The following is a 17,949-nucleotide window of genomic DNA, read 5'->3' as shown; positions in this document are numbered from 1 at the left end:
CCATGAAGTTAGAAAAGATAACCGATAGGGCTGGTCGTCGATATCACGACGCCTGCGGCGCCGCGCACGGGCTGGACCTGATCGGCGAGCGCTGGGCCTTGCTGGTGATCCGCGAACTGATGATGGGCCCGCGTCGGTTCGGTGATCTGCGAAAGGATCTGCACGGCATTTCCGCGAACGTGCTGACCCAGCGGCTGGAGGGGCTGGAGGCTTCCGGCATCGTGACCCGCCGCAAACTGCCGCCGCCCGCCTCGGTTCAGGTCTATGAGCTGACGCCCTGGGGATACGAGATCAAGCCGGTCTTCATGGTGTTGGGCGGCTGGGCGGCGCGCTCGCCTCGCCACGACCCGACCCTGCCGATCAGCGCGGTGTCGATCATGCAGTCGTTCGAGACGATGTTCGACCCGGCCCTGGCCGGGGACGCGGCGATGTCCGTCGGCTTCGTCTTCGGCGACGAACCTTTTGTCGTCCAGATCGAAAAAGGGGCGATCACGACCCGCCGCGGCGCCACGGACGCCGCCGATGTCGTCCTGACGACCCAACCCCCGCTGGTCGCGGCCTGCGTTTACGGCAAGGTCCCGCCCGGCGCCTTCGAGGCCGACGGCCTGATGACCCTGACCGGCGACCGTGCCGTGTTCGACCGCTTTGCGGGCTTCTTCAACCTGCCGGAGAAGGCGCCGGTCTGAGGCTTCAGGACAGAATGTCCAGCAGCGTGCCGGTCATGTCGTCGGCGGTGCGCAGAACGGCGGCGTTGGCGCTGAAGGCGGTCTTGGCCTGGATCCGCTCCACAGTTTCGTCGGCGAGATTGTCCAACGGCGCGGTGGCGGTGCGGCGCGCGCTGTTGTCGAACCGGTTCTGCGCGGTCGTCATTCCGGCGGCGGCGATAGAATGCGCTTGCATGGCGAAGCTCCGGACGCGGTGGGTTCGATCGCCAGACTGCGTCTTTCAGGTCAACGTCGCCTGAAGGAACAGGGTGAACGGCGTTTTCCGCCCCGCTTGCGCCCTTATTGATGTATAGAGCGCCATCACTCGCCCGGCCTGAGGTCTGACCTCGGCCGGGCGCGGTCGTTTCGGCGACCGCCCTTGTCCGTTGTCCCAGGTTTCCTATGCCCTTTCCCGCCGTCCATCCCGCGCTCGACCGCGCCCTGATCAACAAGGGCTATGCCGAACCCACTCCGGTTCAGGCCGCCGTGCTGGAGGCGGAGCATGCGGATCGCGACCTGCTGGTCTCGGCCCAGACGGGTTCGGGCAAGACCGTGGCCTTTGGTCTGGCCGCTGCGCCGACCCTGCTCGGCGACAAGCCGATCTTCGGCCCCGGCGGCGCGCCCCTGTGTCTGGCCATCGCGCCCACGCGGGAACTGGCCATGCAGGTCGCGGCCGAGCTGCAATGGCTGTACGCTGACGCCGGCGCCAAGATCGCCACCTGCGTCGGCGGCATGGATGCGCGCCGTGAAGCCCGCGCGCTCAGCTTCGGCGTCCACATCGTCGTCGGCACGCCCGGCCGCCTGAAGGACCATATCGACCGGGGCAACCTGGATCTGTCCGAGCTGAAGGTCGCCGTCCTCGATGAGGCCGACGAGATGCTGGACATGGGCTTCCGCGAAGACCTGGAGCACATCCTGGACCAGGCGCCGGCCGAACGCCGGACCCTGCTGTTCTCGGCGACCATCGCGCGCGAGATCGCCACTTTGGCCAAACGCTATCAGAAGGACGCGGTCCGCATCGACGCGACCGACAAGACGCGCCAGCACGCCGACATCGAATACCGCGCCTATCGCATTGCGCCAAACGAGATCGAGCACGCGGTGGTCAACACCCTGCGCTGGTTCGAGGCGCCGCGCGCCATGGTCTTCTGCTCGACGCGCGACAGCGTGCGTCACCTGCAATCGTCCCTGCTGGAACGCGGCTTCTCGACCGTCAGCCTGTCGGGTGAAATGGGTCAGCGCGAGCGCACCGATGCGCTTCAGTCGCTGCGTGACGGCCGCGCCCGCGTCTGCGTCGCCACCGACGTCGCCGCGCGCGGTCTGGACCTGCCGGACCTGGGTCTGGTCATCCACGCCGAACTGCCGATGAACCGCGCCGGCCTGCTGCACCGTTCGGGCCGGACGGGCCGGGCGGGCAAGAAGGGCATCTCGGTCATGCTGGTCCCGCACTCGCGCCGTCGCAAGGCTGAGCGGCTGATGGACGAGGCCGGCGTCGACGCCGTCTGGACCGGCGCCCCGACCTTCGATGAAATCCGCAAGGCCGACGAAGGCCGTCTGCTGTCGCCCGAGTTCTTCGAGGCTGACGTCTCCGACGAGGACATGGTCGTCGCAAAGCGGATGATCGCCGAGCGCACGCCCGACGAGATCGCCGCCGCCCTGGTGCGTCTGCTGCGCAAGGAACAACCGGCGCCGGAAGAACTGTCCGATCCGGGTTCGGACCGCGGTCCGGCCAAGCGCGAACGCACCGTTCGCAACGACGACGGTACGGCGGCTCAACCCTGGCCGGGCGACCGCCTGGGCGCTGATGATGTGGTCTGGTTCCGTCTGGACGTGGGCCGCAACAAGAACGCCGACCCCAAATGGCTGATCCCGCTGATCTGCCGCATCGGCGGCATTTCCAAGCCTCAGATCGGCGCCATCCGCACCTTCCCCGAAGAGACGCGGTTCGAGGTCGCCAAAACCCACGAGAAGGCTTTCCGCGAAGCCGTCGCCGCCTCCAAGGACGAGGTGAAGATCACGCCGTCGGAAGCCCCGACGCCCGGCTCGATGAAGGCCAGCCGCTTCGCCGGCAAGCCGCGCGAGGATGGCGACCGCCCCTTCAAGAAGACCCCCTACAAGCGCGCCGATGGCGGAGAGGGCGACGCCCGCCCGCCGTTCAAGAAGAAGCCCTGGGCGCCCCATTCCGGCAAGTCGGGGGCTGACGGCGGCGCCAACCCGCGCTCGAACGCCTCGGGCGACAAGCCCTATGCAAAGAAGCCCTTTAAGGCCAAGCCCGGCTTCAAGAAGGACGGGTTCAAGGGCAAGCCCAAGGGCTGATCTGCGACCACTTGCCTGATCATGGGCGGAGGCGCACCCTCCGCCCATGAGCACGCCGTCCGCACCCGAGGGCCGTTACGCCTCGTTCGAGGCCTTCTATCCCTATTACATCCATGAGCATTCCAACCGGACGTGTCGGCGCATCCACGTCGTCGGCACCTTTCTGGTGATCTCGGCCTTCGTCGCCTTCGTGGCGACGCGGAACGCCTGGTGGCTGCTGGCCATGCCGCTGCTGGGCTACGGCTTCGCCTGGGTCGGGCATTTCTTCTTCGAAAAAAACCGGCCCGCGACGTTCAAATATCCGCTGTGGAGCCTGATGGGCGACTTTCGCCTGTTCTTCGAGACAGTGACGGGCAAGCGCCGCTTCTGAAAGACCGCATTTCAAGCTGCACGGTTCGGCGAAACGGAATAGTCTCCCCCTGCGGCGTTGCGCCGCTGCTGGAGGGAGCATCATGAAATCCATCGCCGTCATCGCCGCTGCGTCCGTGCTGCTCGCCCCTGGCGTCAGCCTGGCGCAGAAGAGCGGGGCCAAGCCCGACTTCACCCTGGACCCCAACTACGGCTCGGTGCGGCTGGAGACCGGCTTCACGCCCGATCCCTGGACCAAGTCCATCCTGGCGGGCGGTTCGATCGCCGCCTCGGCGGCGCAGTCGGGCTGCGAGGGCAAGGTCAGCGCCGCGCCCGATCTGCAACTGAACTTCGAAGCCGGCGATCTGGACCTGACCATCAAGGCGGTCGCCAGCGAGGACACGACGCTGCTGGTCAACAGCCCCGGCGGCCGCTGGTACTGCGACGACGACAGCGGCGGCGACCTGGACCCGATGGTGACCATCTCCAATCCCGAGAGCGGTCGCTACGACATCTGGCTGGGCACCTATAACGACAACATGGTCCAGTCGACGCTGCAGATCAGCGAACTGGGCGGCGCCGACACGACGGCGGGCGCGGCGCCCAACATCGATCTTGAGCCCAACTACGGCACGGCCAATCTGCGCGGCGGCTTCACGCCCGACCCCTGGACCAAGTCGATCCTGGCCGGCGGCTCCTCGCCCGCCTCGGCCGCCAAGGCGGGCTGCGAGGGTTCGGTCAGCTCGGCCCCCGACATCCAGATCTTCTTCGAGCCGGGCGACGCCGATCTGACCTTCCGCGTTCGCGCATCGGAAGACACGACCCTGCTGATCAATACGCCAAACGGCCGCTTCTACTGCGACGACGACGGCGCGGGCGGCGTCGATCCGAAGGTGACGATCACCAATCCGCAGAGCGGCCGCTACGACATCTGGGTTGGCACCTATAACGGCTCGATGGTGCAGTCGACGCTGGAAGTGTCCGAGCTGGACTGATCGGCGCAAGGCTTCAAACACGAAAACGCCGGCTGACCGTCGCGGTCAGCCGGCGTTTTTCATGATCGGCCGGATCAGTTGGAAGCGGTGGTCCAAGCCGGGGGGCAGCCGTCGAAATCGCCGGCGTCCACGATGGTCAGGGTGCGCATGTTCAGGCGCTGCGCCTGGTTCATCGAGCCGCGACCTGTGCCGGTATAGAGGTCGATCTTTTGGCCCTTGATCGCGCCGCCGGTGTCGGAGGCGTACCAGTAGCCGTCGTGAATCGAACCGTCGGCCAGGCGCATGCCGACCGTTTCGCGGATGAACAGCTTGGTGCGGCGCGGGATCACGCGGGGATCGACCGCGACGGTGCGCATGGCGATTGGACGGCAACCCAGCGAATCGTTGCCCGTCGCGCCGCCGCCGCCTGCGTGATAGAGGCGCGCCGACGCGCGCCAGTCGGGATCGGAGGCCATCAGCTCGGCCTGTTCGGCGTTCAGGGCGGTCTCGACTTCATCGGAACCGACGATGGCGGCAGGGGTTTCAGTCCTGACTTGATCCGCCGCTACGACGTCATTGTAGGGGACAGGCCCGCTCGTCACAGACGATACGGCAGCCCAAAGCATGGCGATAGCAGCGGAGGCGCCGATCATGAGTTTCGCTCAGGAGACACCGGCTCCCAACGCCGCCGGCGCTGGCCTTGTCGCGTTAACCTGTGGCGAGAAAGTGGCGAAACCCGCCTTGGCGCTGTCTGTTACGATTTGTTTCTAGGTTAATGCCTTGTTTTCCATAACCTATTTATCCCCAGCCTTCGCGCTCGGCAACGACGCCCTCGGGCGTCAGAACTTGAAGTTTAAGCCTGCCTGAATCACCGGCAGGACCTTGTAATCATCGGCCTCGGCCTGGATTTCACGCTCTTCTTGATCCAGACGCGCACGGAAGGTGGGATCGTTCGACAAGGTCCCGCCGCGGGCGTCCAGATTCACTTGCGGCGCATCGCCAAAGGCCGCGCCGGCAAGAAGGCGGAAGCCCAGCCTGCCGCCGCGCGTGAAGGTGTTGTCATAACCCAGGCCGACGAACGGCGCGGTGCTCTCCAGGTCGATGCGGCCGGTCAACGTCCCGACCTGGGCCGGGGTGAAGGTCGCGCCGCCGACGTTGACGTTGCCGGTGGGCGTGGCGTCCAGATCGACCCTGCGATCACCGAAATAGGCCCCGCCCGAGATCAGAAAGCCGTTGCGGAACGGATGCAGATCGACAAAGGCGCCCGGCGACTTGAAGTCGATCTTGGCGTCGTAATCGATGCCCTTGTAGGTCTGGTCCCGATCCCATTTCAGCATGTCATAGCCGCCGCGCAGCACCACCACCGGGCTCAGCGCGAACTGGGCCTGAAGGCCCGCGCCCGGCGTGCCGACCTGGGCGCCGAGGGCGAACCGGCCGTCAGCCTGCGCCAGGGCCGAGGTGGCGGGCAGGGCGGTCGCGATGACGGCGGCGATCAGCAGGGTCTTCATGGCGTGCAGGTCCGAAACGGCAGGGTTCTCTTAACCTTGCCGGCCGGCTCTGAAGATTGGGTTACGCCGCCCAGTCGCCGGGCGCCGTGTCGCGCCTCGCCTCAGCCTCGCGCACGGCCTCCGCCGCGCGGTCCAGCACCTCAAGGCCCGCGCCGGGCTTGATCGCCTCCACCGTCAAAATGCGACGGAACGCCCGCGCGCCCGGCCGGCCGTGCATCAGGCCCAGCATATGCCGCGCCATGGCAGGCAGGGCCACGCCTTCGGCCAGACGCGCCGCCATATAGGGGCGATAGCGCGCCAGCGCGGCGAAGGCGTCGGTGTCCTCGACCGGCTCGCCATACAGGCGACGATCCGCCTGACCCAGAATGGCCGGCTCGTGATAGGCGGCGCGGCCCAGCATGACCCCGTCCAGCTTGACCCCGTCGATCTCGGCCAGATGCGCCTCGGCCGCATCCATCGAGGCGATGCCGCCATTGATCGAGATGCTCAGATGCGGCCGCTCGCGCTTCAGCCGGCGCACCAGATCATAGTCCAGCGGCGGCACGTCGCGGTTCTCCTTGGGCGACAGACCCTTCAGCCAGGCCTTGCGCGCATGGACGACGAAGACCTCGATCCCGACGGCGGCGCAGGCGTCCACCGTGGCGAACAGGCTGACGACCGGATCCTGATCGTCCACGCCGATGCGGCATTTGACGGTGGCGGGCACGCTGACGGCCTCCTTGATCGCCGCCATACAGTCGGCCACCAACTCCGGCTCGCGCATCAGGCAGGCGCCGAACCGACCCGACTGCACCCGGTCCGACGGGCAGCCGACGTTCAGATTGATCTCGTCATAGCCGAACGCCTCGCCGACCTTGGCGGCCTCGGCCAACTGCGCCGGATCCGACCCGCCCAGCTGCAAGGCCACCGGATGCTCCAGCGCATCGAACCCCAGCAACCGCTCGCGATCCCCATGCAACACCGCCGGCGCCGTCACCATCTCGGTGTAGAGCAAGGCCCGGCTCGTCAACGCCCTGTGAAACGCCCGGCAATGCCGATCGGTCCAGTCCATCATGGGGGCTACGGATAGCCTACGCTCTTGATTTTTCAACATTATTCTAGCAATATCAGTGCACACGGACGCAGCGTGTGCACTCTTTAGCACGACGTCGCGCGACGTTTTTTCTGATTTTTCGACAGCTCAGTGCACACAGAGCGCACACGAAATGGCGACGTACTCGAAACTCTCGTCAGGCTCATGGCGGGTCCAGGTCAGGAGGAAGGGCCGCTACGTCAGCGAGACCTTCCTTAAGCGCGATGACGCGCGGCGTTGGGCAACTGCGGCGGAGGCTAAAATCGACCGGGGTGAGACCCCGTCGCCATCGCGCGCCGCCGGTCTCCGAACGTTCGGAGAGCTTGTCGATCTGCACATCGACGACATGAAATCCGTCGGCAAAGCACCTCGCCGGTCTAAGGCGGCGACGTTGAGATCACTCAAATCCAGCTTGGGTAAGAAAAAGATAGGCGAACTCGACCGACAGCTGTTCATCGACTTCGGCCGCAAGCGCGCAGCCGGGGGAGCCGGCCCCATGACGCTCAGCATCGACATCGGCGCTATAAAGCTTGTGCTCACTCACGCCGCCGCGGTGCATGGGCTCTCCGTCCCAGTAGAGGCGGTTAATCTAGCGCGGATAGCTCTTAAGCGGCTTGGACTGGTCGGAAAAGGCGTCGAACGCGACCGCCGCCCGACAGACGAAGAGATTGAGCGTCTGATCGCGCACTTTGAGGCGAACCCGCGCCAAATCATTCCAATGGCGGCGGTAATCCGGTTCGCGATCGCCACAGCCATGCGCCAGGAGGAAATCTTCCGAGTGGTTTGGGACGACTTTGCAGTCCGGACAAAGATGCTCACCATACGCGACCGCAAGGACCCGCGTGAGAAGTCGGGGAATGATCAGCGCATTCCTCTGCTTTCGATCTCGGGGTTCGATCCAGTCGCGATTATTGAGGAACAGCGCCCGGCGCGGGTTAACTCCGACATGCGCATCTTCCCGTTCAACCACCGATCGGCTGGAACAGCGTTCAGCCGTGCGTGCAGAAATTTAGGCATAGTCGATCTGCACTTCCACGACTTGCGTCATGAGGGGACCAGCCGTCTTTTCGAGGCGGGCTTTCAGATCCCGCAAGTCGCGCTCATTACGGGCCACAGGGACTGGAAAATGCTCCGACGCTATACGCACTTGCGTCCGGAAAGTTTGCATAGGGTCGCTGCGAGCATGGCTGCTTAGCGCCAGATGCAGCCATTGGCTCGCCGCCAACAAACCGAAGTTCCACGCCGCCGCCGAATCCGGCGCGGCAGGCACGCGGCGGGACCGGACATGCCAGCCGACCGCTCCTCGTAGGGCCAGGGTGCGAAGACATCTCCGATCGGCAAACTCGGCTCAGCCAGGTGCGATCAGGCCAGCCAGCGCGCATAGGCGCGGGCATCGAGCGCCGGCACCGTGCCGAGCGCTTGCAGGCGAGCGATGAGTTCAAAGAGAAACGCCGTGGCCGCCTTTCTCTGTTCATTGGCGCTGATTGTGTCGCCGTCACGCACGAAAAAGACGGCGGCGGCGAAGCAGCCCATATCAAGCTGGCTGTCGGCGTCGACCGCAAGCAGCGCTTTCCGCAAAGGACTGCCGAACGCCGGGGTCCAGTTGCTTTCTAGGGTTAGAACGCCGGCCAGGATCGGTTGGGGCTTTCGGCCGGGCGTCACCACGCCGCCGTTGACGATCGGCGCGCTCGTGCGGTGCAGCTTGCGGACGCTGGCGGCCTTCTCGTGAGCCTGACGGAGGTTAGCCGCATTGGCCGTCTGCTTGGCTTCGAATACGGCATAGACGCTCTCAGCCGGGATCACCTTGACCGCGCCCATAGCGAAGACCGGCGGGGTGTAGAGTTCGTCATAGATCACGACGTCGAGCTGCAGGCTGAAGGCGTTGTTGCTGTCGACGACATGGGCCTTCGCAGCCCGGTATCGGCGCGGCAGGTAGGTATTTAGAAGGTGGAGCCAGACGTCCTCGCTGGCGTCGCCCTTGGTCGTGGGATGCGCAAGTGCACGGCGCGCCAGATCGAGTTCGGCGTGCACCTTTTCATGCACTCCTTCGAAGAGGGTCGGCAGCGACCAGTCCGTCATCTGACTATATCGCGCCAATACTGGATCGCCCGCGCACGGCCGCCAGCGGTGCTGACGCGCTGCTTCCCCGCCTGGGTCAGGTCGTCGGAAACTAGGTTGTTGGTGTTGGCGGGATCGACGATGCGCGCGTCGACGAAATTGTCGCGCAAGAAGTCGAACACCCTGGAGACGTTCGCGGCGAGGTCGCCATAGGCCGAGCCATAGCTCAGCGCGCGCAGTACGGTCAGCTCCAGATAGAAGGAGGACCAGTCCAGCCCAAGCTGGTCGCGCCATAGCTTCAGGATGCGGATTTCTTCCGTCCGCCCTGAAGTCGAGACGAGCTGCGCGTGGGTGGCGACGTTGGTCTTGGTCCAGCTGTCGGCCTTGCGGCGGTAGAGGCTGTGATCCTCCATGAAGAGGTTCTGGCGTTTGGCTGGTACGAGGTCCACCGACTGGCCGCCGACGGTGATGTTGATCGAGACGTTCTGGCGACGCGTGACATAGCCGGCGTTCTGCAGGGCGCGCTCGAGCTTGTCGTATACTTGGCGCAAGGTCTCGCCGATGTCCGGTGAGACGGAGATGAAGAGGTCGATGTCCGTCCCGCTCCGGTTGGCGGTGCCCTTGGCGAAGGAGCCGCTGGGCGTCACGCTGAGGAGATGGCCATTGGCCCATGCCCAGATGATGGGCCACAGGGTCTTCTGGACCAAGCGCAGCGGCGACGACGGTGAGGTGTCTACCGCCTCGCGCTGCAGGATGGCGCGCAGATAACGGTCGGCGTGGTTGATAGGCGGCGGCGCCGGCGCAAGAGCGGCGAGGATCGCAGCCAAGGACGGCTCAGGCGCAGGCGGCGGGAAGGCACTGGACTCGAGGCCGCCTAGCAGCCCGTTCACCGCGCTGAAGCCACCGACGCCGAGCAGGCGGTTACCGCTCAAGCTCCCGAGGCCTGAGTTCCTGGCAAACAAGGACGGATCGTGGTTCGGCACTCTGACCCCGCCTAAATATGGCACCGCTCGAAATCTGGTAAAGCCTACCAGATTTTCAAGATGCTGTGGGTCACGTTCTTAGTGTCACAATATGTAGATCGGTTAGCGCTTGAGCCGCGGCCGTAGCGGACTCTCCGCGCCCAAAGCGGACATTACGATCTGAAGCTAAGAGTCAGGTCGCGCTTCGCGGGTAGGACTCGGACTTGCGCGCCGGAGAGCGGACCTGCCAAAGGTCCGCTGAGAGTCAGAAGCGGAAATTGCAGTGGACGTCAGCGTCAACGTCCGCTTCTGACTCATTGCGGCGGTTCGGAATGTCCGCCTTTCGGCACTGCGCAGGTCTCGAGCTGAAAGCGCGGATTTGGCCCTTGCAGGCTCGCAAGCTCCGCCTTGAGCACGAATACAGTTTCGGCCGCCGCGTTCGCAAAGGATATACCGGCATAGATGCCTCGCGCTCGCAGTTCGTGGCCCACGACCCGCACTGGGTAACTGGGCGGAAAAGGCTGGGGGACCGTATTCCTATCCACAGACCCGGCTGAAAAGCAGTGGTGTCACGGGCGATGGTTGGCGCTACCAATCATACACGCACTGGTTTAAGCTGAAGCTTGAGCGGAGAGAGATAGCGCCGGGATAGCGCCCCGCGGTAGGGGAGCCAATGCGTGGCCGATTGAGAGCAGATGCGACTAAGCGTTGTGGTCTGGTGAGAAGCCACCTGCAACCAGTGAGCATTTGCTTGCCGTTTATTTGCCGGTCGCGTGCCGACCGTATCGCCCTTGCACGTGCCATTTTGCGCATGAAGGACGAGGGTTCAGCATGAAGAAGATCACGCCAAACGGCAAGTTGGTAAAAGAGCTAAGGGAGCAGCTTGAGAAAGGCTCGCTCCAAAAAGGAATGTCGCACGCCATCGGCATAGCCGAACGTTCGTTGAGGTCGATCGAAAACGACAACGCCGCTATTTCGATTCAATTGTTAGAGCGGATCGCGGAGTACCTTGGCGTCAGTCGTGAGGACATTGCGTACGCAATCGACGCGCCGAGGTTGGTTCCGCCTGCATCCATAGAAGTCTCCGATGTTCTCCTGGACCTTGGGAAGGACCGTCTTATCCCGAGGTTCGAACGCGACTTCGCATATGCCACGATGGATGAAGGCCAGCTATTCGAGGACGCAAAACGTTCTGACGACCTCACCGTATTTATCGGCACCGCTCTCACGGACGAGACAAGCTCCTATGTCGAAGAGCTCACTCGACTGCTTTCTCCTCTGACTTGGACAAAGAGAGACTGGCTTGCCGTAGCTGATCCAGCAGATGAAATAGCGACGCGCCGAAAACTGCGACAGCTTCTGGTCATGCTCAAAGGCAACGACGTCTGGCTGTATTACATCCACCAGCTTCGCCGGTTGCCGGAGCGCTTCACCGAGGCACCTAAGGATGAGCCCTACGAGCTGAAATATCGGCTCGCTTTGGCCTTCGGCCCGCCGGGTGAGTACGGCGAGGTTTCGATGGAGATCGATGTCGATAACGGCCAGCCCTGGCTTCTGGAGGGATGGAAGACGAAAAGGCGCGCCGACTGATGCTCACCTCGATCAAGAAAATCAAAAACCTTGGCGTGTTCGGCGACTTCACAGCAGCCAGCGACCTTAAGGATTTCAACCGCTTTAATCTGATCTACGGCGAGAACGGGTCGGGGAAGACCACGCTCTCACGCTTGTTCTCAGCGATGAACGATGGAGCTCACGCCGATTATCCGGCGTTGCAATTCAACGCTGTGACCGAGACCGGCAATCTTACCCAAGGCCAGAAGTGCCAGAGGAAGCTTAGGGTTTTCAACGCCGATTATGTGGAAGCCAACATCGGGCGTTTTGAGGGACCGATCCGGCACATTCTGATTGTGGGTGCAGACAACAAAGCCTTGGCCGCCGAGGTTCTGGTCGAACAAGCCACTTTCACAGCGCGCGAGGTCGCCATCGAGAAGGCTGCCAAAGCCAGCGAAAAGCTGGCGAGTGATAGGGGCAAAACCTTCTCAGCAGTGGCCAAGACAATCGGTGAAGCGACCAGTGGCGCAACCCTGCGAGGCTATCGAAAGCCGGATGCGGAAAAGGACTTCGTCAATCTACGGCCTCTCCAGACCTATTCAGAGGAAGAACTCAAAGTTCACCGTGTCACGCTTCAGCAGGAGCAGGCAGAGCAGCTCGCTGGGTTTGAAGTTTGTGTTTCTAATGCCCAACCTGGCAGTGAGCCGACAGATTTCCGGCAGGCCCTTGAAGCGTACGCCGATGAAGTGTCACGCCTCACATTAAAGACAGCGCAGGCGGGAGCGCTGTCTCGCCTGACCGAAAATCCAGACATTTCGCGATGGGTTGAGGAGGGCTTTCAGCTTCACCAAGCGCATGAATCTGGAACTTGCGAGTTTTGCGAGCAGACTATTCCGCCTCAGCGCCTCACCGATCTTGCAGAGCATTTCGGGGCTGCCGATCAAGAACTCAAATCAGAAATCGACGCAGCCAGACGTCGAGGTGAAGCGCTCAAGTCCGCGCTTGAGAGCGCCACACAGCCCGGCAAGCATGGTCTCTATTCCGAGTTGTGGCCTGATTTCGAGCACGCTTGCGCAGACTTCGATGAGGCAAAGGCTCAGAGCTTGGCCGCCATCAACCAGTTGAACAGCGAGTTGGATGAAAAGCAGACGCAGCGATCAGTTTCCTACAGCAAGCCCGTCGAAACGTACGGCGCAGCCTTGAGTGAAACCGTCACTGCCATCGCGGGGATAATCACACGGCACAACGAAAAGACGGCGCAGTTCGACAAGGCCAAGGAGGCGGCGCGCACTGTCCTCGCGAGGCACTACCTCGCTGAGATTGTTGAACAGGTCGAGGAGTTCGATCGTCAGATCGAAGCCCAAAAGCAGGAAATAGCGAAGCTCACAGACGGCGCGGCAGATTTGGAAGACCAGCGCGGCATGGAAGCGCTGGCAGCTTCGATCAAAGAGAAGCGGGCAAAGGTCACGAACGCACACGCGGGCGGCCAAGAGATGACTGAACGGCTCACGAGCTTCCTTGGTAGAACCGATCTCGCCTTTGAGTCCGTTGACGAAGGCTACCGCGTGTTGCGTCGCACAAAGCCAGCGAAGCGATTGAGTGAGGGTGAGAAGACCGCGATCGCGTTCCTCTACTTTATCGTCCAGCTCGGCGATCACGAGTTCGATCTCAACGAGGGCATCGTCGTCATCGACGATCCGATTTCCAGCCTGGACTCATCCGCAATCTATCAGGCGTTCGCCAACCTCAAGAATGCAGTCAAGGACGCTAAGCAGGTCTTTCTCCTGACTCACAATTTCGAGTTCCTGAAACTGCTTTTGAACTGGATGAACAAAAACAAAATGAAGAAGCTATCCAGCTTCTACATGATCGTTTGTTCCGAAACGCAGGACGAGCGAGCTGCTGTGATAAGAGCAATGGATCAAACTCTCGTCGATCACCCGACGGAGTACCATTTCCTTTTCAAGACGCTCTACACGTTCAAATCCGATGGAACGGTCGCGGCTTGCTACCACATCCCCAACGTGGCCCGGAAAGTGCTAGAAACTTTCTTGGAATTCCATGCTCCATCAAACGGCTCGCCGTATGAGCAACTCGAAGAAATAGACTTCGACGAAAACAAGAAGACGGCAATCTACAAATTTACCAACGATCAATCCCATCGCACAGGAAAGGGGATCGACCCGGCAATTGTCGCGGAGAGCCAGAAGAACGTGAAGCATCTCCTCGACATGATCGCTGCGGTGGCGCCCGCGCACTTCCAAGGCCTGGAGAAATTGGCTGCGTGATGAAGTGCTCTCATCGACAGCGGCTATATGACCCGAGCCCGGGTGCGAGGCGTGATGCTCTACGCTTGGGTTGATGGTGTGAGCCGGCCGCCCTTGTCGAAGGGTGAGCGAACGACCTGCCGAGACTGCGGCGGCCTGCTGACATCCGTCGTGCCAGTCGAAAATGTCCGTCACTGGCGACACAAGGCGGGCGATTGCGACTCTTGGAGTGAGCCGGAAGGCCCTTGGCACCTCGGATGGAAGGAGCAGTTCGATCTAGAGTGTCGTGAGATCGGGCTCGTGGACGCCCTAACAGGTGAGCGCCATCGCGCTGATGTTCTTTGTGGGGCGGGCACGCCTCAAGCGACGGTATTAGAACTTCAGCACTCGTCGATTTCGGCAGACGAACAGAGATCGAGGGAGAACTTTTACCAGCAAGCACATCGAATGTTTTGGCTCGTGCACATTCACAGCGAGGCCAACTTCAACGGCTACAGCTTCGGGTTCTCGCTAGATTTCGGCTCGAGGCCCGTCGTGCTGGAGGGCCACACCTATGGGGTCATGCGATGGATGGGCAGGAGTAAGCAGTTCATTGAAAAATGGAAACGCGCCAAAGCGCACGTCTTCTTCGACTACCAAGGCCACGTTTTTTATCTCGCGAGCGAATCTGTTTCGCTGCGGCTGGGCGGCCCATTCAAAAAGGGCGAGTTCGCTTTGTGCGTTCTGACGCACGAGCAGTTCATGCAGGCCGTGAAACAGCGGGACTTTTCCACGCTTCGACCAAATGGCTGAGTGTCGTGTTTCTGGCCTCAGTGGATGACCGCCTCTGGCGCAATGCCGACATCTCCGGGGACGCTGCTGAAACCACCAATGCAGGGTCACTGCTCGCTTTCGGTACATTCCAAACGCGTTGAAGGTCACTTTTAGCGTCATAGCGATGAAGCCTGGCGAACCACGAGACTATGAAATGACCGCCAGATGGGGTGAACGCTTTCGATACTTGCGTCACGACTTTCCGAAGGCCTGCAGGGGATCAGGATCGCATGCCGGAAATCATCATATTGGCGTAAGTTTCGCCGATCTCGCGCGCGCTCTGAGGCGAAGTGTCAGGACGGAACCAACGATGGGTCCAGCCCACGACCCCCAGCATGCCATAGGCCACGACGCGCGATGGCCCGACGTCGCGCAGCGTGCCGTCGGCATAACCTTCCTCAATGATCGAAATGAAGGCGTTCTCGATGACCCGGTTGACCTGCCGCATGTCCGAAGACCATTTCGAACGGGCGTCGGACACACGACCGAGGTTCTCGCGGATGTAGATGAAGAGGAGCGGATAGTGCTCCCCGTAGGATTCCATGATCGACACGATCAGGTTCCCCAGCTTCTCGGGAGCGGGCAGGGCGCTGGCGGCGATGTCGGTGGCGATCTGGGAGTTGCGTTCGGCCACGGCGCGCAGGACCTCGTCGAACAGCTCCTCCTTGGATGAGATATAGTAATAGACCGAGGCTCGGTCGATGCCGAGTTCGGTCGCGACTGCGCTGATGCTGGCGCCTTGTAGGCCCAAACGGTCGAACACACGGACGGCCGCCTCCGCGATTTCGCGCCGACGTCGTCTGTAGGCGCCGGAACTCTCTTCCTTCGCCGCCTTGCGCCGTTTGCCGATGCCGCTGGTCTTGTCGCTGGTGGGGCTCATTCTGGCACCTGATTAGCGAGCGAGCGGCCAAAGACCAAGAGACTCAATCAGCCGCGCGGTCCGCCGGCCACGAACAGAACCTGACCCGATATGAAGCCCGATCGGGCGTCGGCGAAGAAGGCGACGGCGTTGGCGATGTCCTCGGGCTGACCCGGACGGCCCGCTGGGATATCGCGTACGACATCTGCGATCATCGCCTCGAAGGTCACGCCGAGCCGCTCGGCGACGGCGGCGGTCATCGGGGTCACGACGAAGCCTGGCGCGACGACATTGGCGGTGATGCCCGACTTGCCCATCTCCAGGGCCAGGGTCTTGGTCAGGCCGATCAGCCCCGCCTTGGCCGCGGCGTAGTTGGCCTGCCCATAGGCGCCCAGCGCAGCGATGCTGGCTAGGTTGACGATGCGGCCATGTCCAAGGCGACGCATCGCCGGTTGAACCGCGCGGCACATCAGAAAGGCCCCTCTCAGGTTCACGTCCTGGACCACCTGCCAATCGTTGAGCGTCATCTTGGGCAGGGTTTTCTCACGCAGGACCCCCGCATTGTTGACGAGCACGGAGGGCGGCCCCAGCGCGGCTTCGGCCGCGATGACGGCGGTCTGGACAGAAGCCTCGTCGGCGACGTCGACGGCCACGGCGACGGCCCGACGCCCCAGCGCCTCGATACGCGCAACAGTGTCCGCGCACGCCACCGGGTCCAGATCCATCACCGCGATATCACAACCGTCCGCGGCCAGCCGTTCGGCGATCGCGGCGCCGATCCCGCGCGCGGCTCCGGTGACTAGGGCGACGCGTGCCGGTTGGGTCATGACAGGTCCAGACGTTCGATCGCCATGCGCGAAAGGAGAAATTTGCGAGGTCGCCCCGAAGCCGTAAGCGGGACGTCCGCCGCGTCGATGGGCAGGATGTGGCGGGGAACCTTGAAGCGCGCCAGACGCGCCGCGCACCAGTCGATCAGCGCCTGAGGGTCCAGCGCATGCCCGGGGCGGACGACGACGAAGGCTACGCCGATCTCGCCCATCCGGTCATCCGGCACCGGCGCGACATGGGCCTGAAGCACCGACGGATGGATCATGAGCACGTCTTCGATTTCAGAGGGCGTGACCTGCTCACCGCCGCAGCGATAGCTTTCCTTCACGCGTCCAACCAGGCTCAGATAGCCCTCAGCATCGATGCGGCCCAGATCGCCGGTGTGCAGCCAGCCGTCGGCATCGAACGCCTCGTCCGTGGCTTCGGGCTTATCATAATAGCCGGCGGTTACGCCGGGACCCTTGGCCATCAGCTCCCCGACGTCGCCGGGCGCCAGAACCGCACCTGTCTGCGGATCGACGACACGGTAATCGACAAGGCGATGTCCGATGGCCGGATCGCCCGCCGGCCCGACGTCGCGCAGGCGGCCATTGGTCGTACGGAGCCGGTCGGTCGGGTCGTCCGGCCGTGTCACGGTCGTGGAGGCCGTACATTCGCTCATGCCGTAGCCGGTCGTGATCTCGATGCCGTGGAAGGTCGCAAGAATACGATCCCACAATCCCGGCGGCGTGCGGCCCCCGGACGAGAGCATGCCCCTCAGAGATGTTGTATCGACCGGCGTGTCAACGAGGGCGTCGAGCACGGCCAGGGTCATCGTTGGGATCAGCAGAAGATCGGTGACGTTGTGACGCTCGACCGCCCGCAGCGTCGCGCGCGGATCGAATTTCAAATCAGGAACGATCGCGCCGCCTGCGAACAGCACCGCCAGAAGCCCTTCCACATAGCCGTAGACGTGGTTCATCGGCAGGCTGAAGTGGATGCGGCGCCCGTCCTCGAAGGCCCGGGCATAAGCGCTGCCGAAGGCGGCGCGCAGCAGCATGTCGTGGGTCAGGACAACGCCCTTGGGCGCGCCGGTCGTTCCCGAGGTGTAGATGATGTCTGCAGGGGCGGTCGGGTCGACCCGGGGCAACGCGCCGGCGTCGCCCTCGAGGGCGCCGAACGTGGTCGCTCCGGCGCGCCCGTCGCCCTCGGCTTTGAAGACGACGACCGTGCGCAGATCGGGCAGGGCCGCGCCGCCCCCACGGGTCTCCCACCCGGGCGCGATCTCATCCAGCATGCCGAGGTAGTCGAGGTCGCGGAAGCGATCCATGGCAACCACCATGATGGCGCGAGACTGACGCAACACATAGGCCAGTTCGTCCCGGCGATTCAGGATATTCACCGGGACGGCGACGGCGCCGACGGCTGCGATTGCGAACTTGAGGGCGGCGAAGGCGGGATAGTTGGCCATGACCAGGGCGACATGGTCGCCCGGCCGAACCCCGGCGGCGACCAGACCGCCGGCGACCGACGCGGCCCAGTCGGCCATCTGACGGTAGGACCAGGTCTGAGCGTCGGTGATCAGATAGGGACGATCGGGATGCCGCTCCGCCGCATGGACGAGCATGTCGTACAGGGTGCGCGGTCGCCACGGATCGAAGGCCTGCGCCGTGGCGGCCTGACGTTCGGCGACGGAGAGAGGGGGCAAGC

17 protein-coding genes are annotated in these 17,949 nt (G+C 63.2%); 8 read left to right on the top strand and 9 right to left on the bottom strand.

Translation table 11 applies throughout. The features are described from left to right. The first annotated feature begins 2 nt into the window (after positions 1-2). Positions 3-686, top strand: a complete 684-nt coding sequence (locus ABIC32_RS07450; RefSeq protein ID WP_284877174.1) for a winged helix-turn-helix transcriptional regulator — start codon at positions 3-5, stop codon at positions 684-686. 4 nt (positions 687-690) lie between these two features. Here ABIC32_RS07450 and ABIC32_RS07445 read toward each other — a convergent pair whose 3' ends face one another. Further along, complete coding sequence (locus ABIC32_RS07445; RefSeq protein WP_307509540.1) at positions 691-900, bottom strand: flagellar basal body rod C-terminal domain-containing protein; 210 nt, start codon at positions 898-900, stop codon at positions 691-693. Between the two features lie 206 nt (positions 901-1,106). Here ABIC32_RS07445 and ABIC32_RS07440 point away from each other — a divergent pair, with 206 nt between their 5' ends. From ABIC32_RS07440 to ABIC32_RS07430, 3 genes are all read left to right on the top strand, one after another. Further along, complete coding sequence (locus tag ABIC32_RS07440; RefSeq protein ID WP_354073568.1) at positions 1,107-3,020, top strand: DEAD/DEAH box helicase; 1,914 nt, start codon at positions 1,107-1,109, stop codon at positions 3,018-3,020. A 46-nt stretch (positions 3,021-3,066) separates the two neighbouring features. After that, positions 3,067-3,390 carry an Mpo1-like protein gene (locus tag ABIC32_RS07435; RefSeq protein ID WP_026108600.1) on the top strand — a complete coding sequence of 108 codons (324 nt, stop codon included), beginning with the start codon at positions 3,067-3,069 and terminating at the stop codon, positions 3,388-3,390. 82 nt (positions 3,391-3,472) lie between these two features. Then, on the top strand, positions 3,473-4,363 hold the full coding sequence (locus ABIC32_RS07430; protein WP_354073566.1) for a hypothetical protein: 891 nt from the start codon (positions 3,473-3,475) through the stop codon (positions 4,361-4,363). A 74-nt stretch (positions 4,364-4,437) separates the two neighbouring features. On the opposite strand, the gene ABIC32_RS07425 is transcribed toward ABIC32_RS07430, so the two are convergent. The 3 genes from ABIC32_RS07425 to dusA all read right to left on the bottom strand — a co-directional run bounded on the left by ABIC32_RS07425 (position 4,438) and on the right by dusA (position 6,943). Continuing rightward, entirely contained in the window at positions 4,438-4,995 is a 558-nt protein-coding gene (locus ABIC32_RS07425; protein ID WP_039244236.1) for a 3D domain-containing protein, read from the bottom strand. A gap of 186 nt (positions 4,996-5,181) precedes the next feature. After that, positions 5,182-5,850 (bottom strand): hypothetical protein, encoded by a 669-nt coding sequence (locus ABIC32_RS07420; RefSeq protein WP_354073564.1) that lies wholly within the window; start codon positions 5,848-5,850, stop codon positions 5,182-5,184. Positions 5,851-5,911: 61 nt separating this feature from the next. Next, positions 5,912-6,943, bottom strand: coding sequence for a tRNA dihydrouridine(20/20a) synthase DusA (dusA, locus tag ABIC32_RS07415; RefSeq protein WP_354073562.1), 1,032 nt, complete (start codon positions 6,941-6,943; stop codon positions 5,912-5,914). Between the two features lie 112 nt (positions 6,944-7,055). On the opposite strand from dusA, the gene ABIC32_RS07410 reads away from it, so the two are divergent. Further along, entirely contained in the window at positions 7,056-8,117 is a 1,062-nt protein-coding gene (locus tag ABIC32_RS07410; RefSeq protein ID WP_354073560.1) for a site-specific integrase, read from the top strand. A 167-nt stretch (positions 8,118-8,284) separates the two neighbouring features. On the opposite strand, the gene ABIC32_RS07405 is transcribed toward ABIC32_RS07410, so the two are convergent. Continuing rightward, positions 8,285-9,001 (bottom strand): DUF6602 domain-containing protein, encoded by a 717-nt coding sequence (locus ABIC32_RS07405; RefSeq protein WP_354073558.1) that lies wholly within the window; start codon positions 8,999-9,001, stop codon positions 8,285-8,287. Then, complete coding sequence (locus tag ABIC32_RS07400; protein WP_354073556.1) at positions 8,998-9,963, bottom strand: hypothetical protein; 966 nt, start codon at positions 9,961-9,963, stop codon at positions 8,998-9,000. Before ABIC32_RS07400 ends, ABIC32_RS07405 begins: the two co-directional genes overlap by 4 nt. Before the next feature lie 810 nt (positions 9,964-10,773). On the opposite strand from ABIC32_RS07400, the gene ABIC32_RS07395 reads away from it, so the two are divergent. Genes ABIC32_RS07395 through ABIC32_RS07385 form a run of 3 tightly spaced genes read left to right on the top strand, consistent with a single transcriptional unit; the run spans position 10,774 to position 14,552 of the window. Next, positions 10,774-11,532, top strand: coding sequence for a helix-turn-helix domain-containing protein (locus ABIC32_RS07395; protein ID WP_354073554.1), 759 nt, complete (start codon positions 10,774-10,776; stop codon positions 11,530-11,532). Beyond that, a complete protein-coding gene (locus ABIC32_RS07390) occupies positions 11,505-13,781 on the top strand; it encodes an AAA family ATPase (RefSeq protein WP_354073552.1) in 2,277 nt (758 codons plus the stop codon). Before ABIC32_RS07395 ends, ABIC32_RS07390 begins: the two co-directional genes overlap by 28 nt. 51 nt (positions 13,782-13,832) lie before the next feature. Continuing rightward, the gene (locus tag ABIC32_RS07385; protein WP_354073550.1) at positions 13,833-14,552 is read left to right on the top strand and encodes a competence protein CoiA family protein; all 720 of its coding nucleotides are present in this window, start codon (positions 13,833-13,835) and stop codon (positions 14,550-14,552) included. A 241-nt stretch (positions 14,553-14,793) separates the two neighbouring features. Here ABIC32_RS07385 and ABIC32_RS07380 read toward each other — a convergent pair whose 3' ends face one another. The 3 genes from ABIC32_RS07380 to ABIC32_RS07370 are packed head-to-tail and all read right to left on the bottom strand — an operon-like array spanning position 14,794 to position 17,947. After that, entirely contained in the window at positions 14,794-15,453 is a 660-nt protein-coding gene (locus ABIC32_RS07380) for a TetR/AcrR family transcriptional regulator (RefSeq protein WP_354073548.1), read from the bottom strand. Positions 15,454-15,500: 47 nt separating this feature from the next. Next, complete coding sequence (fabG, locus tag ABIC32_RS07375) at positions 15,501-16,259, bottom strand: 3-oxoacyl-ACP reductase FabG (protein ID WP_354073546.1); 759 nt, start codon at positions 16,257-16,259, stop codon at positions 15,501-15,503. Then, on the bottom strand, positions 16,256-17,947 hold the full coding sequence (locus tag ABIC32_RS07370; protein ID WP_354073544.1) for a class I adenylate-forming enzyme family protein: 1,692 nt from the start codon (positions 17,945-17,947) through the stop codon (positions 16,256-16,258). The genes fabG and ABIC32_RS07370 overlap by 4 nt, the downstream gene beginning before the upstream one ends. Positions 17,948-17,949 lie beyond the last annotated feature (2 nt).

The organism is Brevundimonas sp. 1080 (genome assembly GCF_040545985.1).
GTDB lineage: Bacteria > Pseudomonadota > Alphaproteobacteria > Caulobacterales > Caulobacteraceae > Brevundimonas.
This window is presented reverse-complemented; position numbering and strand designations above follow the sequence as displayed.